The organism is Bacillus sp. JK74, assembly GCF_053663395.1.
In genome coordinates, this window is record NZ_JBSJQB010000001.1 from 287,875 (window position 1) to 311,438 (window position 23,564).

A 23,564-nucleotide genomic window follows, 5' to 3' on the forward strand; every position below is an offset into this window, starting at 1 on the left:
TTTCAAAACAGCCAACTCCTTATGATACTTCCTTCAGTCCTTTCAGCCCTTTCGGCGTCACCTTCCGTTCCGTCGCCGCCAGCAGATAATCAATGATAATGGCTAAAATGGTGACGGGCACGGCGCCGCCGATAATATATTCAGGCTGATAGAGATTCAGGCCGATAAAAATATAGTCTCCGAGCCCGCCGCCCCCGATAAAGGAAGCAAGCGTCGCCCAGCCGATCAGATAAATGGTGGATGTGCGGATGCCCGCCATGATCACCGGAACCGCAAGCGGCAGTTCCACAAGCCTGATCTGCTCCCAGACCGTCATCCCGATGCCTTTTCCCGATTCCAGCAGATTTTTGTTTACGCCTTGAATGCCAGTATACGTGTTTCGGAGAATCGGCAGCACCGAATAGAAAAACAGCGCGACGATCGCGGGCACCTTTCCCACGCCTAACAGCGGGATAAAAAACGCCAGTATCGCGAGACTCGGCAAGGTCTGCACAATGTTGACGGCGCCGATGACGGCGCCTGCGCCCTTTTTCATTCTCGTCAGCGCCACTCCGAGCGGAACGGCGACGACAATGCCTAATATGACGGCGATGATCGAAATGTATAAATGCTCCCACGTTTTATATAACAGTTCTCCGCCGTTCGTCTGCAAAAACTTGATCATTTCATTCATTGTAAGCATTCCTCCCCTTGTCAGCCTGTCACCAGCTGGTCTTCCTCGCCCCAGATTGAATCGTAAACGATGTCGACAAGGCTCGCTCGCGTGACAATTCCGACTAAATGCCTTTGTTCATCAACGACGGGTACATATTTCATTCCGCGCTTTAAAATTTTGCGTACGGTATCACGCAGCAGTGTACCCTGCTCGACCGTATACAGATCAGAGCGGAGCACGTCGCCGACGAGGCTCGCTTTTTTCCGGTTCTGATCAATGATCTCGACATCGACATACCCTTGCAGCACATTCAGGTCATCAACGACAAGCAGGGAATCGACACGGTGCTCCCGCATCACCTGGATCGCCTGCGAAAGCGTTTTGTCCGCCGTAACGGTGACAGGCTTTTTGTTCATCATCTGCTCGACGCGCTCAATGTCCGGTCTTGATTGCAATAACCGTTCTTTGCCGATAAATTCTTCGACAAACTCATTAGCCGGATTCCGGAGAATGTCATCAGGAGTGCCGGCCTGAACGATCTCTCCCGCTTTTAAAATGACGATCCGGTCAGCCAGCTTAATGGCTTCATCCATATCGTGGGTTACAAACACAATCGTTTTATTCAATGTTCTTTGCAGTTTTTTGAATTCTTCCTGAAGGGAATCCCGTGTAATCGGGTCAAGCGCGCCGAACGGTTCATCCATAAGAATAAGAGGCGGTTCCGCTGCAAGGGCGCGCAGCACGCCGATTCTCTGCTGCTGTCCGCCGCTCAGCTCGTGAGGATAGCGGTCTAAATATTCCGGGCCCATATCGACGAGCTTCAAAAGCTCCCGCGCCCGTTCCTTCCGCTTTTGTTCCGGCCATTTCAGCAGTTTCGGCACGAGGGAAATGTTCTGCTGAATGGTCATATGAGGGAAAAGTCCGATCTGCTGAATGACGTAGCCGATTTTCCGTCTCAGCTCCACCGGGTCCTGCTCCATAATGTTTTCGCCATCGATAAAAATCTTTCCGGATGACGGCTCAATCAGTCTGTTAATCATTTTCATCGTCGTCGTTTTTCCGCAGCCGCTCGGCCCGATAAAACAAATAAACTCGCCTTTTTCGATGTTTAAATCAATGCTGCTGACAGCTTTTTTTCCGCCTTTATAGACTTTCGATACATTTTCTAATCTCAGCAATCCGTGCACCTCCGAAGGGTTCCGTTATTTTTCTGAAAAGTATAATCTTTATTATAAGATAAAATTTGTAAAATAAAAAGTTTACAATGTGTTGAAATTATATACAATATACGTATTTTTTCATGTTATCCCGCTGACAATGCGGATGTTCTTACAATCGCTCCCGATAGCTCGCATATCCTGCCGCATCATCTTTTTCATCAACTGTAAAAAATATGATATATTGTCAGCATGAAAAGCCAGTGAAGGGATGATCAGCCGTGGAAAAAAACGCTCTTGATATCATCGGGCATGCTGAAGAGCATCTCATTGAGAGAATCGCCGAGAATATGCATACATTCGGAATGCCGGCCACACTTGGTCGTGTGCTCGGTATTATTTATATGAACCGCAAGCCGATGACGTTAAATGAGCTGTCAGAGGCGACCGGGATGAGCAAAACGAGGATGAGCCAGGTGGTCCGTGAAATGACTGATGCCAATCTGGCGGAAAAAGTGTTTGAAAAAGGCGTTCGCAAAGACCTTTACGACGTGGAGCGTGATTATTACCAGACGTTTATCTCCCTGTTTACGGCAAATTGGACAAAGGCGGTCAGCAAAAACAAAATGCTCTATAAAAAGCTGAACCGCGAGCTGACTGAGCTTCTGGAATCGGAAAATCTCAGTCCCGATATTGAAGAAAAAGCCCGTCAGCTTTTGGATGAACTGACGGATTGGCTCCATTATTATGACTGGCTGAGCCGTTTGATAGAATTTTTTGAGAGTGAAGAAGTGTTTCAGCATGTGCCGAAAATAGAAAAAAGCAGCACCCGAAGATAACCGGGCGCTGCTTTTTTAAGTCAGGAAACCAATATCGGGAACATGCCTTTCAGACCGGCGCCGATCATGCCGATCGCCACCACCGCCAAGATCAGCCCCATCAGTCGGGTAATGACGTTCATTTCGGTTTTCCCGAGCTTATTGCTGATGAAAGATGAATAGTGAAAGAAGATGAACGTCATCGCGATGACGGCCGCAATGCCGATCAGCACGCTGATGTAATGGAAGATGCCGCCGTGGCCGGCCGACAGACTCATTACCGTCGCGATCGTACCGGGACCGGCGATAATCGGAATCGACAAAGGCGTCACGGATATATCGGCTTTCTCCTTGCTCTCCCCTTTCTCTTCATGATGGAGAGACTGTACATGAGATTTCTTCGCGTTCAGAAGATTATAAGCGATGCCGAAAATAAAAATGCCGCCCGCGATACGCAAGGCATGAATGTTAATGTCAAACAGTTTAAAGATCAGATGGCCGAAGATTAAAAAAGCCGCCAAGATGATAAACGACAGCACGGAAGCCTTGCGTGCGATCGCTGTCCGTTCTTTCTCCGGGTATCCTTCCGTCAGTGAAAGAAAAATCGGCACGTTTCCGATGGGATTGGAGACTGCAAACAGTGAAATGAAGACATGAATGATGAATGAAAACATGCGTACCTCCTTATGACTTGCCATTATTGAGTTATGTTTTGTTCTCCGCTGTTTCTTATGCATGATTTTTACCCCGGGGTCTGCTTTTTATAACCTCAGCCGGACGATCCGGAAAACAGAAAAAACCGTCCTTGTAAGGACGGTTTTTTTCTGTTTGCTATCTCCATAAGCCTTTTCCGAATTTCAACAGCCGATAAAGCATTTTCAATTTTTTTAGCATGCGTTAATTTCCTTTTTCACTCTGAATCAATGCGCCGAGAGACATGATATCTATCAGCTCCAATAAAATTCTACCATAATGGGTACTTTTTCTCTATTATCAATTCATAGAGAAGGTGATTTATATATCTTTAGAAAACTCCGTTACATCCGTCCTATTTTCTTTTATAATGTAAATATTGAACAAAATCCCTATATTACTTGTAAAAGGAGTTTTAGAATGTATTGTTCTCAATGCGGCCATCATACTGATGGCGGAAAATTTTGCGAAAAGTGCGGTGCGCCCCAGCCCGGGCAGGGAGGCGCAGGCCAAACACAGGGTCAGGCCGCTCAGGCCGGCGCCGCGGCTAAACAGGCTTCAAAGCAATTTGCCTTATTCGTGCTTGATGTGTTAAAGAGACCGTATCAAACATGTAAAACGACAGGCGGCGAACAGCTTGTCAGCAGCATCATCAACATGGTGCTTTTCTGCCTGGTGACGCCGATTATGTTTTATATTCTCTTATCGGACGGCTTTCGTGATGTCAGTTTTACCGCGGTTGTGATCAAACCGGCGCTTACCTTTGCATTATGCGTATTCTGCCTGTATCTCTTGATTTTTATCGCTTTGAAGGCCGGCGGCGCGCAGGTGTCATTTAAAGATTCGCTGTCCAGATTCGGAGCATTTTTGATTCCGTTTACAGCTATTTTGCTTCTTGCCCTCATTTTTATGCTGCTTCATACAACCGTTTGCTTTACCATTCTGGCTGTCGGTCTTTTAGGAGCGGCGTTTGCCGTGCCTCCGCTCATGCTGGCGAGCTATCAGCATCAGCTCACGGCTAAAGCGGATATCATTTATTCTGTTATCGTCATCTATTTGATCATTTGCGTAACGTTTCAATTCACGATCAAGCATTATATGAAAGAACTCATGAATTATTTCTTCTTTTAAAAACGGAAACCCCGCCGCCTGATTGGCGCGGGGTTTTTTTATTGAATGGATGTTAAATAAATTCTTCCGTCTTTGACAACGCCGCCATACGTCCAATTGTATGTTCTGAGCTTCGGACTGCCGCCGGCTTTCGTAATATAAAACTCCTCGTACGTATGAATCGTCAGATGAGAGCCTTTCTGTGAAAAGCTTTTGACATTCACTTCATTAAATACTTCGGTCGTGCCCTCGCTGTGCAGTTTTTTGACCAGTTTCTGCTGATCAGCATACAAAGGGCTTCCCTCTTCTAAATTGCCCGCCATGATGGCAAAATTGTTAAGGCTGACGGCGCTTGATTGATTTGTCAGGTAATCAGTCATAAACGATGTGACTTGCTCGTTTGTCACGCTGCCTGAAGCTGTATTTCCTTTGGAAAATGCCCATGCGGATGTATAGGTTTTCGGCTGGTCGTTTTTTATTTTTTTTACATTTGTCCCAGAAGAATCTGAGCCAGGGTCAGCTTTTTCGAAAACCCATTTTTTATGTTTTGTATCATATGAGAGTACATAATGAAAGCTCGGCTCAGCCTCTTCCATATCAGGCTTCGTATTCCCGTCGAAATAAGCAGACTCATGAAGCTCTTTACCCGTAACAGTTGCTTGCCAGCGGCCGTTCTCTTGAGAAATCGCAAATGAATCCAGATCAAAGCTTGTCTCTTTATACTGATCCTTCAAAAAGGTGCCGGAACTCTTCATGCCGGATACCACTTCTTTCGTCTGCTCTTTCCAGGCGGAACCAGCCTCGGTCATCTGATCGGTATTTCCGTCTGCCATCGCTTTTGTATACTGCTTCGTTGTTTTGACAATCGTGTCCATAATTGTTTGTTGTGTATCTTGATCCGGGATAAGCGTTAAGTCCACATCAGTACTGTTGATCGGAACATCGGCAGTTTTCATTTTTCCCCAAGGAAAATCAGCCTCCACGGCGGCTGTCATGGAACCGTCAGTTAAGAGCGGACCGTATGTAACGGATTTAAACGGATCTTTATGGACGGACTTGCCGTTTATCAGCAGATCGCCTTTCGCGTTTTTGAAGCTGTCTGCCGGAGTGAACGTCACATCCTCGGCGTCTAACGGCAGGTCAAAATCAACATTCCGGCTGCCGGCCGCCTCTGCCTCTTGCTTTTTGACAACGTCAACCGTGTCATTTTTAAGCTTGGCTTCCGCCGTGTAGACACCGGGTGCATACGGGCCGAAGATTTGGGTTTCATCGGCTTTTTTGACCGTCCCTGTTTTCTCGCTGTTGATATAAAGATCGGCACCTTTATAATTGCTGGTGACGCGGAAATAAACCGGATCGACTTTCAGTTCGTAATGGTCAAACAATAGAAGGGTTTTACCCTCTTTTTTGACGTATACCGCATCTTTTTCTGATGAATTGCCGCGAAGCGTTGCCAGCAGTTCATCGTGTTTCTTTGCGTATGCAAGGAGCGGTTTGACATTGGTCTCATTCAGCTTCAGTTTTTTGTCTGAAGGAGTGAGCAGGGCTGCGAGCTTTTTCGTGTCCCCGTCATGAACTGCCTGTTCGAATTGATCCGTGAGCCTTTTTTCAGATGTCAGCCAGGCTCCGGTTTTATATGCGGCAATCAATAAGATCAGCGCTGCGGCTATGCCGCCCCATATGAAGAGCGTTTTTTTAGGGATCGGCTTTCTCGTTTGTGAAGCAGGTTCAGCCGCTCTTACAGCCGCCTGCCGTTCAAGCCGGCTTCCTTTCCCGATCGGTTTTCCGCATTCTTTACAGAAATGCGCCTCTTCGTTGTTCTGTCGGCCGCAATACTTACAAAAAAACATGACTTTCCTCCTATTCAATCTGCAAAACTTGTATAACTTTTCCTATGTTTCATATTTTATAATAAAGTAGAATGATTTTGGAGTTATTTTGAAAAATAGCTGTCGATCATAATGGAGGAGGAGAAACAGACATGCAAAAACTGAGCATCCGAAAAGCCGCGGAGCCGGATGAAGCGCTGTATGAACTATTGCTGCTGGCCGATCCGTCGAAAGAGATTGTCGATGATTATCTTGTAAGAGGAGAATGCTATACGGCTTGGACGTCAGACGAGCTTGCAGGGGTTTACGTCTTATTGCAAACAAGGCCGAAAACGATAGAAATCGTAAACATCGCGGTAAAAGAATCGCTGCAGAACAATGGCATCGGCAGAAAGCTCATAGAAGAGGCCATGAATAAGGCAAAACAAATGGGAGCGGCGACTATTGAAATCGGAACGGGCAACTCCAGTATAGGCCAGCTTGCCCTTTATCAAAAATGCGGCTTCAGACTTCAAGCCATCGACCATGATTTTTTCATCAGGCATTATGAAGAGGAGATTTTCGAAAACGGGATACAGTGCCGCGACATGATAAGGCTTTATGCAGACATATAAAAAAACCTCCCCGTGGGGAGGTTTTTTCGATTACTTATTCAAGTTATAGAAAGAGTTGATACCATGGTATTGAGCAGTTTCAGCCAACTGATCTTCGATGCGAAGAAGCTGGTTGTATTTCGCAACACGGTCCGTACGGGACGGAGCACCTGTTTTGATTTGTCCTGCATTAGTTGCCACAGCGATGTCAGCGATTGTGCTGTCTTCAGTTTCACCTGAACGGTGAGAGATAACGGCAGTGTAGCCCGCGCGTTTCGCCATTTCGATCGCATCGAATGTTTCAGTCAATGTACCGATTTGGTTTACTTTGATCAGGATAGAGTTGCCTACGCCGTTTTTGATACCTTCAGCAAGCTTTTTCGTGTTTGTAACGAAAAGGTCGTCACCGACAAGCTGAACTTTTTTGCCAAGACGCTCTGTAAGAAGTTTGTGGCCTTCCCAGTCGTTCTCGTCAAGTCCGTCTTCGATAGAGATGATTGGGTATTTAGAAACCATTTCTTCGTACCAGTCAACCATTTCAGCAGATGTTTTCACAACGCCTTCGCCAGACAGATGGTATTTGCCGTCTTCTTTGTTGTAGAACTCAGAAGATGCAGCATCCATAGCAAGCTTCACTTCTTCGCCAGGTTTGAAGCCGGCTTTTTCGATTGCTTCAACGATTGTTTGAAGCGCTTCTTCGTTAGAACCAAGGTTCGGAGCGAATCCGCCTTCGTCACCTACAGCTGTGTTCATTCCTTTAGCAGAAAGAACTGATTTCAGGCTGTGGAAGATTTGAGCGCCCATGCGAAGCGCTTCACGGAAGTTAGGCGCGCCTACAGGCATAATCATGAATTCTTGAATGTCTACGTTGTTGTCAGCATGCTCTCCGCCGTTTACGATGTTCATCATCGGTACAGGAAGCGTTTTTGAGTTGAATCCTCCAAGGTATTGGTAAAGAGGAATCTGTAAGAAATCAGCAGCTGCGCGCGCACAAGCCATAGATACGCCAAGGATTGCGTTCGCACCGAGTTTGCCTTTGTTTTCAGTTCCGTCAAGCTCGATTAAAAGCTGATCGATTGCGTTTTGTTCAGTTACGTCAAAGCCGAGAAGCTCTGGAGAAATGATTTCGTTTACGTTGTTAACAGCAGTTAACACGCCTTTTCCAAGGTAACGGTCTTTGTCGCCGTCACGAAGCTCAACCGCTTCGTATTCACCTGTAGAAGCTCCGCTTGGCACTAATGCGCGGCCGAAAGCTCCTGTTTCTGTATATACTTCAACTTCAACTGTCGGGTTGCCGCGGGAGTCAAGGACTTCGCGTGCATAAACATCAACAATGTATGGCATGAGTTTGTCTCTCCTTTTGATTTACGCTTATTTTTGAATTAAAGATGTTCCGGTCATTTCTTTCGGTTTTTCAACACCGAGAAGGTCTAATAACGTTGGTGCGAGGTCGCCTAGGATTCCGCCTTCGCGCAGCGTCACGCCTTCTTTCGTCACAATGACAGGGACTGGGTTTGTCGTATGGGCAGTGTGCGGTTCGCCTGTTTCTGTAATCAGAATGTCCGCATTACCGTGATCAGCGGTAATGATGGCATGTCCGCCTTTAGCGATAATGGCGTCAACCACTTCGCCTAAGCATTCGTCCACTGCTTCAATTGCTTTAATCGTCGGTTCGACCATTCCGGAGTGGCCGACCATGTCAGGGTTTGCAAAGTTCAGGATGATCGCGTCGTGCTTGTCAGCCGCGATTTCTTTTACAAGAGCATCCTTCACTTCATACGCGCTCATTTCAGGCTTCAGGTCATATGTCGCGACCTTCGGCGAGTTAATGAGGATGCGCTCTTCGCCCGGGAATTCTTCTTCGCGGCCGCCGCTCATAAAGAACGTAACGTGCGGATACTTTTCAGTTTCTGCAATGCGAAGCTGTTTTAACCCGTGCTGTGCTAATACTTCACCGACCGTATTGTCAAGGTTTACCGGTTTAAAAGCCACATATCCGTCAACAGATTCACTGAAGTGAGTCAGGCAGACGAAATACAGGTTTTTCGGATGATTTTCACCGCGGTCGAAATCGCGGAAATCTTTGTTGGTAAACGTGTTTGAAATCTGGATGGCGCGGTCTGGTCTGAAATTATAGAAAATCACAGAATCGCCGTCATGAATTTTCGCAACGGGTTCACCGTTTTCTTTTGTGATGACGGACGGAATGACGAATTCATCATGAATGCCGTTCGCATAAGAATCGTCGACTACATCCATCGCGCTGCGGTAAGACGGGCCTTCGCCGTAAGCCATTGCGCGGTACGCTTTTTCCACACGGTCCCAGCGTTTGTCGCGGTCCATGGAGTAGTAGCGTCCGGAAATGCTGGCGATTTCGCCGACACCGATTTCTTCGATCTGCTCATTCAGCTGCTGAATGTAAGTTTTCGCCGTTTGCGGACCTACATCGCGGCCGTCGAGGAAACCGTGAATATACACCTTCGTCAGTCCTTCACTTTTCGCAAGCTTCAGCAGCGCGAATAAATGATTGATGTGACTGTGTACGCCTCCGTCAGAAAGAAGGCCGAACAGGTGCAGCGCTTTGTCGTTGTCTTTCGCGTTTTTGATGGCGTCAAGGAACGTTTGATTGCGTTCGAATTCGCCTTCGCGGATGGCAACGTTCACGCGTGTTAAGCTTTGGTACACAATACGTCCGGCGCCGATATTTAAATGACCGACTTCAGAGTTCCCCATCTGTCCTTCAGGCAGTCCGACTGCTTCGCCTGATGCCGTCAGCGTCTGATGAGGGTATTGGTTCCAATAACGGTCGAAATTCGGTTTTTTCGCTTGTGCGACTGCGTTTCCGACTGTTTCATTGCGTAATCCGAACCCATCAAGAATGATGAGTGCAGCTGGTTTTTTACTCATATTGACCTTCCTCCAATAATTGAACGAATGACTGCGGTTCAAGGCTTGCGCCGCCGACCAAAGCACCGTCAATATCGGACTCTGCCATATATTCTTTAATATTTGCAGGTTTTACGCTGCCTCCGTATTGAATGCGGAGCTTGTCAGCAGTTTCCTGGCTGAAGCTTTCAGCAACGACTTTACGGATATGCGCGCAGACGTCGTTTGCATCTTTCGCTGTAGAAGACTTGCCTGTTCCGATTGCCCAGATTGGCTCGTACGCAATAACGGAAGCAGCAACTTGCTCTTCAGAAAGACCCGCAAGCCCTTTTTTCACTTGATCGGCAACAAGATCATTTGTTTTTCCGGCTTCGCGCTCTTCAAGCGTTTCACCTACGCAAATGATCGGCACAATGCCGTGTTTGAAAGCGGCATGCGCTTTTTTGTTAACTGTTTCATCAGTTTCAGCGAACATTTCACGGCGCTCAGAGTGGCCGATGACGCAGTAATCCACGCCAAGGTCTTTCAGAGCGACCGGGCTGATTTCACCTGTGAACGCACCGTTTTCTTCAAAATGCATGTTTTGGGCGCCGACTTTCAGGTCAGTTCCTTTAACAGCAGAAGTCAGCTTTTCTAAGAAAAGAGCTGGTGCGCAAACAACGGCTTCCGCTTTGTCTGCTGCTGGAATGGAAGATTTCACTTCTTCAACGAAGCTGACAGCCTCGCCGAGTGTTTTGTTCATTTTCCAGTTACCGGCTATAATTGGTTTTCTCATCTGTTCCACTTCCTTATAGCAGTTTTTATTTATCGTTCAGCGCAGCTACACCCGGAAGCTCTTTGCCTTCCATGAATTCAAGGGATGCGCCGCCGCCTGTTGAGATATGGCTCATTTTGTCAGCAAGGCCGAATTTTTCAACGGCTGCCGCAGAGTCTCCTCCGCCGATGACAGAGTATGTATCGTTTGCCTCTGCCAATGCTTCAGCCACTGCTTTTGTGCCTTGAGCGAACAAGTCGATTTCGAATACGCCCATCGGTCCGTTCCATACGACAAGTTTGCTGTTTTTGATAACTTCAGCGTACGTTTCGCGGGTTTTCGTTCCGATGTCGATCGCTTCTAAATCACTTGGGATCTCAGAGATCGGCACGATTTGAACGTTTGCATCGTTAGAGAAATCATCAGCAACGAGAACGTCTTCCGGCATATAGAATTTAACGCCTTTTTCTTTCGCGCGGTCCATGAATGATTTTGCAAGTTCGATTTTATCTTCTTCAAGAAGAGATTTACCGACTTCATAGCCAAGCGCTTTTACGAATGTGTAAGCAAGACCTCCGCCGATGATCAGGTTGTCCACTTTATCAAGCAGACTTTCGATTACGCCGATTTTGTCTTTTACTTTCGCGCCGCCGATGATTGCCGTAAACGGGCGCTCAGGATTTGTCACGGCTTTGCCGAGAACGTCAAGCTCTTTTTCCATCAGGAATCCTGCAACCGCCGGCAGATGCTCGGCAATTCCGGCTGTAGATGCGTGAGCACGGTGGGCAGCACCGAATGCGTCATTGACATATACATCCGCAAGCTCAGCAAATGCTTTAGCAAGCTCAGGATCGTTTTTCTCTTCACCAGGGTAGAAACGTACGTTTTCCAATACAAGAACGTCTCCGTCCTTCATATCAGAAATTTGTGCTTTTACAGCATCGCCGTAAGCTTCATCCGCTTTTTTCACTTCTTTTCCGAGCAGTTCGCCTAAGCGTGCAGCGACAGGAGTTAAACGAAGCTCCTCAACCACTTCGCCTTTCGGGCGGCCTAAGTGGCTCGCAAGAAGGAGTTTCGCGCCTTGGTCTGCAAGGTGTTTGATTGTTGGAAGCGCAGCTCGGATACGAGTATCGTCTGTTACTTCCCCGTCTTTCATTGGAACGTTAAAGTCAACGCGGCAGAATACGACTTTGCCTTTTACGTCGATGTCTTTTACTGTTTTTTTATTCATGCCTTAGGAGATCCTCCTTCAAAATGGTTTGCATAGCACGAAAAACGTGAAACGTGAAACCGCCTCATGATGCTTCCGCCGCGGGGCAGATTGCAGCTTCCGGGCACGGGGCAGATCGTCTTCTGAGCCAGGGCAGGCGGCCGAAAACGAAAGTGCCGCGGAAACTTCAAAACGCGGACGTTCTGCAGCAATCCGGCGCTTTCTGAAAGCCGGTTCTCATGGAAAAAGGGAAAGGGAGTCCGTCCCCTTCCCTTGTCCGCTTTCATTATAGCGTTTCTGTCCGAAAGAACCAAGTCCGGCCCTTTCCGGGAGCTATGAATTAAAGACCTTGTTTTGCGATGTAAGCTGCAAGGTCAACAACGCGGTTAGAGTAGCCGCTTTCGTTATCGTACCAAGAGATTACTTTTACCATGCTGCCTTCCATAACCATTGTAGAAAGAGCATCGATTGTAGAAGAGTTAGCATTGCCGTTGTAGTCTCCGGATACTAATGGCTCTTCGCTGTATCCAAGGATTCCTTTAAGATCGCCTTCTGCCGCTTCTTTAAGAGCTGCGTTTACGTCTTCAGCCGTTACGTCTTTGTTAAGTTCAGCAACTAGGTCAACAAGAGAAACGTTTGGAGTCGGCACACGCATAGCTCCGCCGTTCAGTTTGCCTTTCAGTTCAGGAAGAACAAGGGAAACTGCTTTAGCAGCACCAGTTGAGGTAGGAATGATGTTTTCAGCTGCTGCACGCGCACGACGGTAGTCTTTGTGCGGAAGATCAAGAATTTGCTGATCGTTTGTGTAAGAGTGAACAGTTGTCATCATACCGCGTTTGATGCCGAATTTGTCGTTAAGTACTTTTGCAAACGGCGCAAGGCAGTTTGTTGTGCAAGATGCGTTAGAGATAACATGGTGGTTAGCCGCATCGTATTTGTCTTCGTTAACACCCATAACGATTGTGATATCTTCTTCGTTAGCAGGTGCAGAGATGATAACTTTTTTCGCGCCTGCTTCTAAGTGTTTCGCAGCGTCTGCGCGTTTTGTGAAGAAACCAGTAGATTCAACTACGATTTCAACGCCTTGTTTGCCCCAGCTGAGTTTCGCAGGATCGCGCTCAGCAGAAACTTCGATTGTTTTGCCGTTAACAACAAGGTTGCTGCCGTCAACTTTAACTTCTGCATCTAATTTTCCGTGTACGGAATCATATTGTAAAAGATGAGCAAGCATGTTAGCGTCTGTTAAATCGTTAACTGCTACTACCTCAACTTCAGGATTGTTTAATGCTGCGCGGAATACGTTACGTCCAATACGACCAAAACCGTTAATACCGACTTTTACTGCCATGATTATTTCCTCCTTTAAATAAGTGAGAGATATTTATATTGAGGGACTGTTATCCCTTAATAACTTCTTTGCGGCTCCTTCGTCCGTGACGAGAACCGTGTTTCGCTGCTTTTTAAAATAAGCTTCGATTGCTTCTGCTTTTGATGATCCGCCCGCTACCGCGATAATGTCGGGAATGGCATCGAGGTCATCGAGCTGCATTCCGACTGAATGCACCTTGTGAACGACTTCTCCGTCCGCATTAAAGTAGTAGCCGAATGCCTCTGTCACCGCATGATTGTCATCTATTTTCTTCAAATCTTCCAATGGCGTGTTTCTTCGCTCCGCCATTGTTCTAGCTTCGCCGATTCCGTGAACGAGCATACTCGCTGATTTAATCGTGTGAAGCACCTCTTTTACGGAAGGCTCTTCAATAATAGATGAGTAGGCGCCTTGTGACAGCTGGCCGGGAACGAACAAAAGCCGGTAAGTGCCTGAAGCCTTTTCCGCCATATGCGCGCATATGGTGTTCGCCTGGTTTTTCACATCTTCGCCTAAACCGCCTCTTGCGGGCACAAACAGGAGCTCGCGGTTTTTTGAATCCGGCGTCATCATATCGGCGACGGCTTCAATTGTCGTACCGCCGGTTACAGCGACGATATTTTTGCCTGAAAATCTCTTTTTCATACATGCAACGGCCGCTCTCCCTAATTCTTTTTTGACCCAAGGAGATTGGTCGCTGTCTCCGGAAACGATAATGGCGTCTTTCAGATTGAGCCGCTCTTTTAATGTCTTTTCCAAAAGCGTCAATCCTAAAACATCCTTCATCGTATCTTCCAGAATCGAAAGCAGTGAATAGCCCTCTTCCGTCATTGTCATGCCGTTTGTTTTAATATCGATGAGATTCTGTTCTTTCAAGAACTGAACCTCGCTTCTGAGAACACGCTCGGTCAATCCGAGACTGGCTGCAAGACTTCTGCGGCCGATCGGTTCTGTAAGCCTGATATACTGCAAGATTTCAAATCTTTTCTGCATCACAAGCAAAAGATCAGGCAATAATTTTTTTTGAGCTTGTATTAACTGGTTCATGACTCAAACGTTCCTTCCTATTCATACTGGACAGAAAATGTCCCGCTATGACAAAAAACGTCCCATCATAGCCAAAAAAAATTATGTCTGCTTTCTTTAATTATTTTAACAGGATGACATTGTTAATTCAACTGTTAAAGGTCAATTCCTCGACATTCTTCGCAGGATTTACCAGTATCTCCTTGATACAGTCATTATATACAGAAACGGAATGAAGGTGACAGACAAAAGCCCGCCGGAGCGGACTTTTGTCGTAAAACGCTTTCATTTTATCCAGAGTTTTTCTATTTCTTCTAATGATTTATTTTTCGTCTCAGGGCAGATCGTCACGACAAACAAGAAACAGAGAATATTAATGACGGCGAATATCCAGAAGGTGTACGCGAGCCCCAACCCGCTGATCATCATCGGCACGAACTGGCCGATCGCCCAGTTGGCCCCCCATAAGAATATCGTCGCAATACCGGCGGCGCGTGCGCGGAGGTGGTTCGGAAAGATTTCCGAAATCATGATCCACGTAATCGGCCCGACTGATACGCAGAAAGCGGCGACGAATCCCAATATGATGACGACTAAAGCCGGACCGCTCGCCAGCTGAAAATAAAAGGATGCCCCGATTAAGATCATGAACAGCGCCATAAAGGCAGATCCGACCCCCATCAGCTTTTTCCGGCCTACCTTATCGACTAAAAGCACCGCGATGATGGTGAAAATCACTTCAACGACACCGACGATGCATGTCGTGATAAACCCCGCATTCTGTCCGAAGCCCATCATTTTGAAAATTTCCGGCCCGTAATACGTAATTGCGTTCATGCCGATGACCTGATTGAATAAAGCCAGCAGAATCCCGATCACAAGCGCTTTTCTCAGCCCCGGTTTAAACAGCTGAGACAATGAACCCATTTTTTCTAATTGTAAAGACGTTTCGATTTGTTTGATTTCTTCTTTCGCGGTCTGTTCGCCGTTAATGCGCGTCAGCACGGCGAGGGCTTCATTCCGGCGCCCCGCTTTCGCAAGCCAGCGCGGACTTTCCGGCACGATAAGCAGCACGATAAAAAAGATGACGGACGGAATCATGCCGTAAGCAAGCATCCACCGCCAGCCGGTGTGCACCCCCCATTCATACGAGCCGGACTGCTGGACGGCCAGGTTAATAAAATAAGTGCCGGATATCCCTAATATCGTAAACAGCTGATACAGTGAAGACAGACTGCCGCGTATGGCCGGCGGAGCCGCTTCTGTAATATACGTGACAGAAAGCGAGGAGCCCATGCCGATTCCGAGACCGCCGATGACTCTGGCGATCACTAAGGAAGACACACTTTGAGAAAGCGCAGAGACAACCGCTGACACCGCAAACAACAGAGCCGCTGCCATCAAAATCTTTCTCCGTCCGAAACGGTCACTCAAAAATCCGGAAATTCCGACGCCGAAAACACCGCCGATCATAATGCTCGAAATCACGAGCCCTTCCATAAAAGGACTTAAGCGGTACAAATCTTTCAGGAAACCGATGGCGCCGAAATCACCGCCGTGTCATAACCGTACAAAAGCCCTCCCAGTCCGGCCGCGCATGAGATGAGAATGACAAACCACTTCGAATGCTGCCGAGTGACAGGTACATTTGAGCCAATTGGTGCCGGGTGATTCTTCATGAATTTTACCCTCCCGCGAATAATAGAATAAAAACGCTTACAAAACAGAGTGCGGCGCTTGACGTTGCTTTGTTTTCTTCAGAACCGCCACATTTGTACGTACTTATAAAGAATTTTATCTAAAAATAAGGAAAATTAGTACGTACAAATAAAGAATAAGCAGTTTTTCATAATCTGTCAATTATTTTTACAGCTTGATGAAAGGGCTTACTATGTTATACTGGAATTTGTCCGTATACATTTTGGAGGAATTGATATGCTACCGAAATATGCTCAAGTAAAAGAAGAAATTTGTTCATGGCTGAATCAAGGAAAAGTACAGCCGGACGAAAAGCTGCCTACGGAAAATGAGCTGATGCAGCAGTTCGGGGTCAGCCGCCATACCATCAGAAAGGCGATCGGAGATTTGGTCTCGCAGGGGCTGCTGTACAGCGTTCAGGGCGGAGGCACCTTTGTCGCTTCACGCACGGCGAAATCAGCCATGCATTCAAACAAAACGATCGGTGTCATTACAACGTACATATCAGACTATATTTTCCCGAGCATCATCAGGGGAATTGAATCTTATTTAAGCGAACAGGGCTATTCCATGCTGCTGACGAGCACCAACAACAATACAGAAAGTGAGCGGCGCGGCCTTGAAAACCTGCTGTCCAAAAATATAGACGGGCTGATTGTCGAGCCTACGAAAAGCGCGCTGCAGACGCCCAACATCGGCTACTATCTCAACCTGGAGAAAAACGGCATTCCGTTTGCCATGATTAACGCCTCTTATGCGGAGCTGGCCGCACCGAGCTTTTCCGTCAATGATGTCAAAGGCGGCATGATGGCTTGCGAATACGTCATGTCCCTCGGCCACACGCACATTATGGGTATCTTTAAAGCGGATGACACGCAGGGCGTCAAACGGATGAACGGCTATCTTCAGGCGCACCGGGAGCGCGGGATTTTCCCGTCTCCGGACATGATCGTGACTTATACGACTGAGGAAAAAGAAACCGTGCTTCTTCAAAAAATTAAGCATACCCTTGAGCAAAACAGCGGATCATACCCGACGGCCATTCTTTGTTATAATGATGAAATTGCGCTGAAGACGATTAATCTTCTCAGAGAATTCGGCTTAAAGGTGCCTGATGACGTGTCAATCATGGGCTATGATGATTCACATTTCGCCCAGATTTCCGAGGTGAAGCTCACCTCTGTCAAGCATCCGAAATCCATTATGGGGAAAGCGGCGGCAAAATACGTCATCGACTGCTTAGAGCATAAAAAACCGAAGAAGGATGACGTCGTGTATGAACCGGAACTCGTCATCCGGAATTCCGTCAGGCGGATCGGCGAATAAAAATGGGCAGATACAATAGTATCTGCCCATCAGTCATTAAATTGAAAACTAAGCTGAAAATCATGAGGCGGAAGAACATCATCTATATTTTCTTTATTAAAATGCTTTAAAATATAATAAAATAACGAATCTGAAATATATAGTCTTTTATCATAGTATATAAAGACCTTTGGAAAGATATCCTTTTTGGATTGCAATTCATCGAAGTGATTAAGTACAGAGGTCAGCGCACCATGATTTATTGACTTTTTCTCATGGATTCGGTGAATATTCTCATATAAGTACTGAAAAGAAAATCCTCTCCTCGCTATATCTGGATCAGATGTTAACACAATTTTCATTATATAATAGTATAACTTCAGCTTCGCTTTTCTTTCTCCATCTGCAATGTCTTGTATTTTTGTCAAATATTCCTCGCTTACTCTTTTATAATACAGAGCATTACATTCCTTAGCTAATTCAAGACTGTCAAGAACAATGTAATTCCGACTTCTCTTTCTTATTCCACTTTCACGACAAAAGTCAAAAAGAAGTTGTTGATATACAGCAACTATTTGGCTGGATGCCTCTATAAAATAATTTGTTACATTTTCACTAATGTCTATGTTCAGCTCTTTACAGCCTCTACTCTTTATATTCATTAAATCTCTAGTAGACCATTTAGTAGCATCAATATAATCAATCCTTTGAGATAATTCTCCATTGAATTTTTCAAAATAGCCATTTATAATTTTTGTCCCGATTATAATGAATCTTAAGCCGCTTTGATAAAACATTTTCAGGTCAAAAGCCAACAGATATTGATCGACTAAATTTAAATAATGAAAGTCATCCAGTACGATAAACTGAATACCTTTTTCCTTCAGTGATTCAGCCACTCTGACACTTACGGTTTTGGGAAGATCCATTTTCCCTGATTCACTTAATAACTCTTTTTCAGATGAATCTCCGGTCACTTCGCTTTTAAAAATTGAAATAGATTTGCCTCTACTTGACTATCAATTTTTGAGCACTTTTCAATACTTTTGGAGAAGTTATCAGATATCTCCACACCAGATTTGTATAAAATCTGTGTGTAAATATCAGCTAAATCAACTCCCTTCGTACAGTCTATCACTATAGTGTTTTCAGCTTTGGTTACATATTTTTTTCTTAATAATGTTTTTCCGACTTTTGTTTCGCCATATATTACGATGTGATGATCCGTAAGTTCAATTTTATCTTGGTAATCCTCATCAATTTGTTGTCTATCAACATAACTTTTTAAAACATTCCGCGATATACCAAAAACATCTTTCAAAGAAACATCCAAATTTTTATTCCCTCCCTATATTTCAAGAAAATTTTTCTAATAAATAATATCATAATAGTATGAAATTTCATATTATTACATAAAAACAGGCAGCACACTATATATTATGTGCTGCCTGTTTTTCATCTTTTTAATTCGGCGATGATCTCAAATGATCTCATTCTGTCGGCATGCTCAAAGCTTTCTGAATTCACCATGATTTCATCCGCCTGTGTTGTCCGGATGAAGCTTTCCAGCTTTTCCTTCACACGCTCCGGTCCGCCGACGATCGTTGAACTGAGCTGTTCATTGACCATCGCTTTTTCATACGGCGACCAGATTTGATCCATGTCTTCAACAGGAGGCTTCAGCTGGTTCGGCGTGCCGCGGACGAGGTCTAAAAATCTTTGATAATGCGATGTCGCCAGATGCTCCGCCTTTTCATCCGTATCGGCGGCAATGACGGTGACGCCGACCATCGCGTACGGTTTATCCAGTACGTCTGACGGACGGAAGGAGCTTCGGTACAGCTCAAGGGCGGGCACGGTGTTTTTCGGTGAGAAGTGAGCCGCAAAGGCGAACGGAAGCCCGAGCTCTCCCGCAAGACGCGCGCTGAAGCCGCTCGATCCCAAAAGCCAAATCGGCACGTCCAGCCCTTCGCCCGGAATGGCGCGGACTTGATTGCGCACATTGCCTGACGGTTTGAAGTAATTTCTCAATTCTTCAAGCTGCTCCGGGAAATCCTCCCCGCTGTTTATGTTTCTTCTTAAGGCCCTCGCCGTTAATTGGTCGGTACCCGGCGCACGCCCGAGTCCGAGGTCAATCCGCCCCGGATATAACGTTTCAAGGGTTCCGAATTGCTCCGCGATTATAAGTGACGAATGATTCGGCAGCATAATGCCCCCTGAACCGACGCGGATTTTTTTCGTGCCGCCGGCGATGTGGCCGATCAGCACCGCCGTTGCCGAGCTGGCGACTCCTTCTATATTATGATGCTCCGCAAGCCAATAGCGGTTATAGCCCCACTCCTCGGCGCGGCGCGCTAAATCCATGCTGTTGCGGAACGATTCAGCAACCGTTCCCCCCTGTACGACCGGCGATAAATTCAATACGGAAAACGCAGTATCTTTCAATGTATGTTCAGCCATCGTTTTCTCCTTTATGGTTTAGTGTAAGCAGATCTTAAACAAGGTCTCTACCACACACCTTACCACAGCTTTTCCCGTGAGTTAAACAATTTGATTCGATGATCTTCGAACAATCAGTCAGCGGTCGTCACTAGTGAACTCTGTATGAATGAATCTATTACATTCAGATATGAAGAGCTTTTCATCCTATAAAAGTGAAAATCTCTCGTTGAAAAAACATATCCAATAATGTTAAGATATGTATGATATTGAATAGGAAGGAAGTCATAGTCTATATGCGTAAAAAAATCTTAATGGCACTCACCACAGCTTTACTGGCAGCAATCTTCTTTACCGGAAACACCGATAAGGCATATGCCGCAGACTTTTATTCCGGCACTCAGCAGCATTTAAATGTAAGCGGATTTACCGATGCCTCCTACTACACGAAAAAAGCGAAAAGTGTCGATTTTACTCTCAGTACAGCGTATCCGTCAGATCGAACTTTTAAAGGAAACCTATACTTACAGCGAAAGTCAGGAAAGAAATGGACGACTTGCAAAAAAACAACCTTTTCTTTCTCAGTAAGGGTGACTAAGTCATTCTCTTTAAAAGGATGCAAGACAGGTTATTATCGTGTCAAAGCTACGTTCAGCGGTTCAAAACTTGTCAATACGACAAACTCTTTTAAAATTAACCGATAAGATTCAGGACCCTAAGATTTTTAGGGTCTTTTTATTCATTCTTTGTGAGCTCCTGCGCGATTTGAATAAAAAGTTTTGCAGCTAATGAAGCCTCTTTTACAGACGGAACGGCAAGCAGAACATCACGGTACACCGCCTGATTGAGTTCCCTTGTCACGACATTTTCCGGCAGCGATATTCCGGACATAGACATTTGTGATAATATCGCAATTCCCAGTCCCTCTTTGATCATGCTGATGGACGTATTGACGTTGTAAACAGTGAATGCGGCAGTCAGCACAGATCCTGCCTCCTTAAACATATCAATAAACGGTGATTCGTATCCTCCGTCACAGATGATCATCGGCTGGCGGTCAAGATCTTTCAGAGTGATTGACTCACAGCTGCAAAACGGATGATCATTTCTAAGCACGACGGCCATTTTATCTTTTTTCAGCGGCAGATATTCCATGTCTTCCGTAGGAAAAAGAGTGATACCCACATCTATTACCCGGGAGCGGAGCCATTCCTTTACTTCGTTAACCGTTCCTTCATGAAGCACCAGTTCAAGCTTCGGATACCGTTTTTTAAACACGCTGATCAGCTTTGGAATGAAATAAGCGGAAGCGGCCGGAAATGTGCCGATGTGAATCGTTCCCTGTTCAAGCCCTCTTTCCGCGGCCGCCAGCTGCTCGGCTTTTTCTATGCCTTTGAGCACCTCTCTGATATGAACGAGAATTTTTCCGCCCGTGTCCGTGAGCCTTACGCCGTTGCGGCGCTCGCGGATGATCAGCTTGATGCCGAGCTCTGACTCAAGCGCCGAGATGGCATGGCTGACGGCGGGCTGCGTCATATTCAGCGCCTGCCCCGCTTTTGTAAAGCTTCCCGTTTCAGCGATTTGAACAAAAACCCGCAGTTGTGTAATCGTCATAACGTTTTACTTATGCTCCTTATAAAAAAGATTCATTTTATTTATCTTACTGATTACCGTATCATATGATGGAATTGTTCTACAAGGAGTGAACGACGTGAAACAGCTTTCGAAAATACAGACGGCTCTTATGCTGGCGTTTCTAGTCACGGTATGGGGAATTAACTGGCCGCTGACAAAGGCCGCGCTTGCCTATTCGCCGCCTCTTCTGTTTGCCGGAATCCGCACGCTGATCGGCGGACTTCTATTATTAATGGTGGCGCTGCCCCGTTTTAAAAAGCTGCGTTTTAAAGAAACGTGGCCGATCTATCTGATTTCTGCCATTTTAAATATTACTTTATTTTACGGCCTGCAAACGGTCGGATTGAATTACCTGCCTGCCGGCTTATTTTCAGCCATCGTGTTTTTCCAGCCGGTGTTAATGGGCGTTTTTTCTTGGCTGTGGCTCGGGGAAGCGATGTATCCTTTAAAAATAGCCGGTCTTATTCTGGGCTTTGCCGGTGTGGCCGTCATCAGCGCAGCCGGTTTCGGAGGCCATATTTCCATCGCCGGCATTCTTTTGGCTCTAGGCTCCGCAGTCAGCTGGGCGCTCGGCACGGTATATGTGAAAAGAACGGGCGGACGGGCGGACTCTATCTGGATGGTCGCTCTTCAGCTTCTGATCGGCGGCGTGCTGCTTGTCAGCTCCGGCCATTTTTCAGAAAGCTTTTCAGCGATTCAATGGAAAGCTCCGTTCATTCTCAGCCTTCTGTTCATTTCGGTATTTGTCATCGCGCTCGGCTGGCTCGCCTTTTTTACGCTTGTCGGTTCAGGGGAAGCAAGCAAGGTTGCCTCTTACACCTTCCTGATCCCGCTCATATCCATTGTCGTCAGCTCGATATTTCTGCATGAGCCGCTGACCGTCAGCCTTTTAGCCGGACTGCTTCTGATCGTCACAAGCATTTGTTTTGTGAATATAACACCGAAGAAACTGAAAACACCTGCTCTGGCCGCAGAAAAAAAGGCCGTTCATTAAAAAAACTCTTGCCGCGCGGCAAGAGTTTTTTTATTTATTGACGTCTCCCTTTTACGAGATACGCAGCCGTAATGAGGAGATAGATGGCCGCAGTGATGCATGTGATGACGATGGATGTCGTCGCAATTACGCCGATCAGGATGGCCAAAAGCGCAAGCACCGCGAACCATGTCGTGTACGGGAACCATTTGACGTAATAAGCCGGCTGTTCTGTTGAATGTTTTCTTGATTTCAAATGGGCAAATCCGATAATCAGCCAGATGAACAGCACGGTATAGCCGAGGGAACCCATCAAATAATTAAACGTCTGGCTTCCCGCAAATAATGAAATCAGGACGCCTACATATAAAAATGACGTACAAGTCAGAATCGCATAGACGGGAACCTTTTTCTTCGATAGTTTTGAAAAGATTTTCGGCACCCGGCCGTCAGAAGCCTGCGTAAATAAGACGCGGGATGATCCGTACAGTCCCGAGTTCATAGACGAGATAATCGCAAGAAGAATGACGGCATTCATAATATGGTCGGCACCCGGAATTCCGATCATCTTAAATACTATGACAAACGGGCTTTCGGGAACGCTGTTGACTTGATTCCAAGGAATCAGGCTGACGATGATGAAAAACGGCAGCAAGTAAAAAGCGACAATCCGCGTTAACGTGCTTCGGACAGCTTTCGGAATCACCTTTTCGGGGTTTTTTGTCTCCGCCAGCGTGACGCCGATGATTTCCGTTCCGCCGTATGAGTAGATCACGACGAGCATCGCCGTAATGACGCCCCCCGCTCCATGCGGGAAAAACCCTCCGTGATCCGTTAAATGAGACAGCCCCGGCGCCGTGTGATTGCCGAATGAGAAAAATAATAGCAGAATTCCGCATAAAATAAAGATGACAATCACCGTAATTTTAATGAGCGCGAGCCAGTACTCCGTCTCGGCAAACAGTTTCACAGAAAGCATGTTTACGACCGTCACCACGATGGAAATGATCAAAGCCAGTATCCATATCGGACATTCCGGCAGCCAATATTGAATGAAAATGGCGGCTACGACCGCCTCCGCGGCAATATTGAGCACCCACATTTTCCAATAGATCCAGTCTAAAAAGTATGCAGCGTACGAACCGAGAGACTGCTGAACCAAATCACGGAACGTCCTTGCATGTTTGTTTCTGACGGCCATTTCGGCCAGCCCCTGCATAATAAACAGCAGAATGATTCCCCCGAGGAGGTAGGCCAGCAGCACGGACGGCCCCGCTTCATCAATCGCCGTGCTGCTGCCTTTAAAGAGCCCGGCCCCGATTGCGCCTCCAAGCGCCATCATCATAATGTGTCTGGACGACATCGTCCGTTTTAACGTTTGCTTGTCCTTTTCCATTTATCACACGCCCTCTCG

The 23,564-nt window shown here is 46.4% G+C and carries 22 protein-coding genes and 1 pseudogene; 7 read left to right on the forward strand and 16 right to left on the reverse strand.

Translation table 11 applies throughout. The features are described 5' to 3' along the window. Nucleotides 1-19: 19 nt before the first annotated feature. On the reverse strand, nucleotides 20-673 hold the full coding sequence (locus tag ACWJJ5_RS01520) for an ABC transporter permease (RefSeq protein WP_003151654.1): 654 nt from the start codon (nucleotides 671-673) through the stop codon (nucleotides 20-22). 20 nt (nucleotides 674-693) lie between these two features. Then, on the reverse strand, nucleotides 694-1,833 hold the full coding sequence (gene opuCA, locus ACWJJ5_RS01525; RefSeq protein WP_062623563.1) for an osmoprotectant ABC transporter ATP-binding protein OpuCA: 1,140 nt from the start codon (nucleotides 1,831-1,833) through the stop codon (nucleotides 694-696). 260 nt (nucleotides 1,834-2,093) lie between these two features. Here opuCA and ACWJJ5_RS01530 point away from each other — a divergent pair, with 260 nt between their 5' ends. Then, nucleotides 2,094-2,651, forward strand: coding sequence for a GbsR/MarR family transcriptional regulator (locus tag ACWJJ5_RS01530; RefSeq protein WP_014418904.1), 558 nt, complete (start codon nucleotides 2,094-2,096; stop codon nucleotides 2,649-2,651). 20 nt (nucleotides 2,652-2,671) lie between these two features. Here the strand turns inward: ACWJJ5_RS01530 and ACWJJ5_RS01535 are convergent, their stop codons facing one another. Further along, nucleotides 2,672-3,304 carry an NAAT family transporter gene (locus ACWJJ5_RS01535; RefSeq protein WP_015418237.1) on the reverse strand — a complete coding sequence of 211 codons (633 nt, stop codon included), beginning with the start codon at nucleotides 3,302-3,304 and terminating at the stop codon, nucleotides 2,672-2,674. 439 nt (nucleotides 3,305-3,743) lie between these two features. Here ACWJJ5_RS01535 and ACWJJ5_RS01540 point away from each other — a divergent pair, with 439 nt between their 5' ends. Continuing rightward, complete coding sequence (locus ACWJJ5_RS01540; protein WP_015387695.1) at nucleotides 3,744-4,454, forward strand: hypothetical protein; 711 nt, start codon at nucleotides 3,744-3,746, stop codon at nucleotides 4,452-4,454. 38 nt (nucleotides 4,455-4,492) lie between these two features. Here the strand turns inward: ACWJJ5_RS01540 and ACWJJ5_RS01545 are convergent, their stop codons facing one another. After that, the gene (locus ACWJJ5_RS01545; protein ID WP_454022134.1) at nucleotides 4,493-6,283 is read right to left on the reverse strand and encodes a zinc ribbon domain-containing protein; all 1,791 of its coding nucleotides are present in this window, start codon (nucleotides 6,281-6,283) and stop codon (nucleotides 4,493-4,495) included. A 131-nt stretch (nucleotides 6,284-6,414) separates the two neighbouring features. Between ACWJJ5_RS01545 and ACWJJ5_RS01550 the strand changes: the two genes are divergently transcribed. Next, nucleotides 6,415-6,876, forward strand: a complete 462-nt coding sequence (locus tag ACWJJ5_RS01550; RefSeq protein ID WP_454022135.1) for a GNAT family N-acetyltransferase — start codon at nucleotides 6,415-6,417, stop codon at nucleotides 6,874-6,876. Between the two features lie 30 nt (nucleotides 6,877-6,906). On the opposite strand, the gene eno is transcribed toward ACWJJ5_RS01550, so the two are convergent. From eno to ACWJJ5_RS01570, 4 genes are read right to left on the reverse strand one after another with little or no spacing between them, the layout of a single operon-like run. Beyond that, nucleotides 6,907-8,199: a phosphopyruvate hydratase gene (gene eno, locus ACWJJ5_RS01555; protein WP_007409956.1), complete on the reverse strand. Its 1,293-nt coding sequence runs from the start codon at nucleotides 8,197-8,199 to the stop codon at nucleotides 6,907-6,909. Nucleotides 8,200-8,226: 27 nt separating this feature from the next. After that, nucleotides 8,227-9,762 (reverse strand): 2,3-bisphosphoglycerate-independent phosphoglycerate mutase, encoded by a 1,536-nt coding sequence (gene gpmI / locus ACWJJ5_RS01560; protein ID WP_003151620.1) that lies wholly within the window; start codon nucleotides 9,760-9,762, stop codon nucleotides 8,227-8,229. Further along, nucleotides 9,755-10,516: a triose-phosphate isomerase gene (tpiA, locus tag ACWJJ5_RS01565; protein WP_003151618.1), complete on the reverse strand. Its 762-nt coding sequence runs from the start codon at nucleotides 10,514-10,516 to the stop codon at nucleotides 9,755-9,757. Before tpiA ends, gpmI begins: the two co-directional genes overlap by 8 nt. 25 nt (nucleotides 10,517-10,541) lie before the next feature. After that, entirely contained in the window at nucleotides 10,542-11,726 is a 1,185-nt protein-coding gene (locus ACWJJ5_RS01570) for a phosphoglycerate kinase (protein ID WP_167860436.1), read from the reverse strand. Nucleotides 11,727-11,779: 53 nt separating this feature from the next. On the opposite strand from ACWJJ5_RS01570, the gene ACWJJ5_RS01575 reads away from it, so the two are divergent. Then, a complete protein-coding gene (locus ACWJJ5_RS01575) occupies nucleotides 11,780-11,932 on the forward strand; it encodes a hypothetical protein (RefSeq protein ID WP_015387688.1) in 153 nt (50 codons plus the stop codon). Between the two features lie 113 nt (nucleotides 11,933-12,045). Here the strand turns inward: ACWJJ5_RS01575 and gap are convergent, their stop codons facing one another. The 3 genes and pseudogenes from gap to ACWJJ5_RS01590 form a co-directional block, all read right to left on the reverse strand. Beyond that, entirely contained in the window at nucleotides 12,046-13,053 is a 1,008-nt protein-coding gene (gene gap / locus ACWJJ5_RS01580; RefSeq protein WP_003151611.1) for a type I glyceraldehyde-3-phosphate dehydrogenase, read from the reverse strand. Nucleotides 13,054-13,086: 33 nt separating this feature from the next. Next, nucleotides 13,087-14,121 carry a gapA transcriptional regulator CggR gene (cggR, locus tag ACWJJ5_RS01585; RefSeq protein WP_003151607.1) on the reverse strand — a complete coding sequence of 345 codons (1,035 nt, stop codon included), beginning with the start codon at nucleotides 14,119-14,121 and terminating at the stop codon, nucleotides 13,087-13,089. 264 nt (nucleotides 14,122-14,385) lie between these two features. After that, nucleotides 14,386-15,779 (reverse strand): annotated as a pseudogene (locus tag ACWJJ5_RS01590) (sugar porter family MFS transporter). A gap of 256 nt (nucleotides 15,780-16,035) precedes the next feature. Between ACWJJ5_RS01590 and ACWJJ5_RS01595 the strand changes: the two are divergent. Further along, a complete protein-coding gene (locus ACWJJ5_RS01595) occupies nucleotides 16,036-17,124 on the forward strand; it encodes a GntR family transcriptional regulator (RefSeq protein WP_326375034.1) in 1,089 nt (362 codons plus the stop codon). 29 nt (nucleotides 17,125-17,153) lie between these two features. Here the strand turns inward: ACWJJ5_RS01595 and ACWJJ5_RS01600 are convergent, their stop codons facing one another. From ACWJJ5_RS01600 to ACWJJ5_RS01610, 3 genes are all read right to left on the reverse strand, one after another. Continuing rightward, on the reverse strand, nucleotides 17,154-18,080 hold the full coding sequence (locus ACWJJ5_RS01600; RefSeq protein ID WP_454022136.1) for an ATP-binding protein: 927 nt from the start codon (nucleotides 18,078-18,080) through the stop codon (nucleotides 17,154-17,156). Further along, nucleotides 18,077-18,436, reverse strand: a complete 360-nt coding sequence (locus tag ACWJJ5_RS01605) for an ATP-binding protein (protein WP_454022137.1) — start codon at nucleotides 18,434-18,436, stop codon at nucleotides 18,077-18,079. The genes ACWJJ5_RS01600 and ACWJJ5_RS01605 overlap by 4 nt, the downstream gene beginning before the upstream one ends. Nucleotides 18,437-18,558: 122 nt before the next feature. Then, nucleotides 18,559-19,563: an LLM class flavin-dependent oxidoreductase gene (locus ACWJJ5_RS01610; RefSeq protein WP_167860437.1), complete on the reverse strand. Its 1,005-nt coding sequence runs from the start codon at nucleotides 19,561-19,563 to the stop codon at nucleotides 18,559-18,561. Nucleotides 19,564-19,838: 275 nt separating this feature from the next. On the opposite strand from ACWJJ5_RS01610, the gene ACWJJ5_RS01615 reads away from it, so the two are divergent. Next, nucleotides 19,839-20,246, forward strand: coding sequence for a hypothetical protein (locus ACWJJ5_RS01615; protein WP_003151600.1), 408 nt, complete (start codon nucleotides 19,839-19,841; stop codon nucleotides 20,244-20,246). Between the two features lie 31 nt (nucleotides 20,247-20,277). On the opposite strand, the gene ACWJJ5_RS01620 is transcribed toward ACWJJ5_RS01615, so the two are convergent. After that, nucleotides 20,278-21,156: a LysR family transcriptional regulator gene (locus ACWJJ5_RS01620; RefSeq protein WP_146284052.1), complete on the reverse strand. Its 879-nt coding sequence runs from the start codon at nucleotides 21,154-21,156 to the stop codon at nucleotides 20,278-20,280. Nucleotides 21,157-21,253: 97 nt separating this feature from the next. Here ACWJJ5_RS01620 and ACWJJ5_RS01625 point away from each other — a divergent pair, with 97 nt between their 5' ends. Further along, complete coding sequence (locus tag ACWJJ5_RS01625; protein ID WP_070082403.1) at nucleotides 21,254-22,171, forward strand: DMT family transporter; 918 nt, start codon at nucleotides 21,254-21,256, stop codon at nucleotides 22,169-22,171. A 34-nt stretch (nucleotides 22,172-22,205) separates the two neighbouring features. Here ACWJJ5_RS01625 and ACWJJ5_RS01630 read toward each other — a convergent pair whose 3' ends face one another. Continuing rightward, nucleotides 22,206-23,546 carry an amino acid permease gene (locus ACWJJ5_RS01630; RefSeq protein ID WP_022553812.1) on the reverse strand — a complete coding sequence of 447 codons (1,341 nt, stop codon included), beginning with the start codon at nucleotides 23,544-23,546 and terminating at the stop codon, nucleotides 22,206-22,208. Nucleotides 23,547-23,564 lie beyond the last annotated feature (18 nt).

Excerpts from the sequence above, each read along its gene's own strand:
- ACWJJ5_RS01520 (WP_003151654.1), bottom strand. The coding sequence starts at position 673 with ATGAATGAAATGATCAAGTTTTTGCAGACGAACGGCGGAGAACTGTTA.
- ACWJJ5_RS01535 (WP_015418237.1), bottom strand. The coding sequence starts at position 3,304 with ATGTTTTCATTCATCATTCATGTCTTCATTTCACTGTTTGCAGTCTCC.
- ACWJJ5_RS01540 (WP_015387695.1), top strand. The coding sequence starts at position 3,744 with ATGTATTGTTCTCAATGCGGCCATCATACTGATGGCGGAAAATTTTGC.
- ACWJJ5_RS01545 (WP_454022134.1), bottom strand. The coding sequence starts at position 6,283 with ATGTTTTTTTGTAAGTATTGCGGCCGACAGAACAACGAAGAGGCGCAT.
- ACWJJ5_RS01550 (WP_454022135.1), top strand. The coding sequence starts at position 6,415 with ATGCAAAAACTGAGCATCCGAAAAGCCGCGGAGCCGGATGAAGCGCTG.
- eno (WP_007409956.1), bottom strand. The coding sequence starts at position 8,199 with ATGCCATACATTGTTGATGTTTATGCACGCGAAGTCCTTGACTCCCGC.
- gpmI (WP_003151620.1), bottom strand. The coding sequence starts at position 9,762 with ATGAGTAAAAAACCAGCTGCACTCATCATTCTTGATGGGTTCGGATTA.
- tpiA (WP_003151618.1), bottom strand. The coding sequence starts at position 10,516 with ATGAGAAAACCAATTATAGCCGGTAACTGGAAAATGAACAAAACACTC.
- ACWJJ5_RS01570 (WP_167860436.1), bottom strand. The coding sequence starts at position 11,726 with ATGAATAAAAAAACAGTAAAAGACATCGACGTAAAAGGCAAAGTCGTA.
- gap (WP_003151611.1), bottom strand. The coding sequence starts at position 13,053 with ATGGCAGTAAAAGTCGGTATTAACGGTTTTGGTCGTATTGGACGTAAC.
- cggR (WP_003151607.1), bottom strand. The coding sequence starts at position 14,121 with ATGAACCAGTTAATACAAGCTCAAAAAAAATTATTGCCTGATCTTTTG.
- ACWJJ5_RS01595 (WP_326375034.1), top strand. The coding sequence starts at position 16,036 with ATGCTACCGAAATATGCTCAAGTAAAAGAAGAAATTTGTTCATGGCTG.
- ACWJJ5_RS01610 (WP_167860437.1), bottom strand. The coding sequence starts at position 19,563 with ATGGCTGAACATACATTGAAAGATACTGCGTTTTCCGTATTGAATTTA.
- ACWJJ5_RS01615 (WP_003151600.1), top strand. The coding sequence starts at position 19,839 with ATGCGTAAAAAAATCTTAATGGCACTCACCACAGCTTTACTGGCAGCA.
- ACWJJ5_RS01620 (WP_146284052.1), bottom strand. The coding sequence starts at position 21,156 with ATGACGATTACACAACTGCGGGTTTTTGTTCAAATCGCTGAAACGGGA.
- ACWJJ5_RS01630 (WP_022553812.1), bottom strand. The coding sequence starts at position 23,546 with ATGGAAAAGGACAAGCAAACGTTAAAACGGACGATGTCGTCCAGACAC.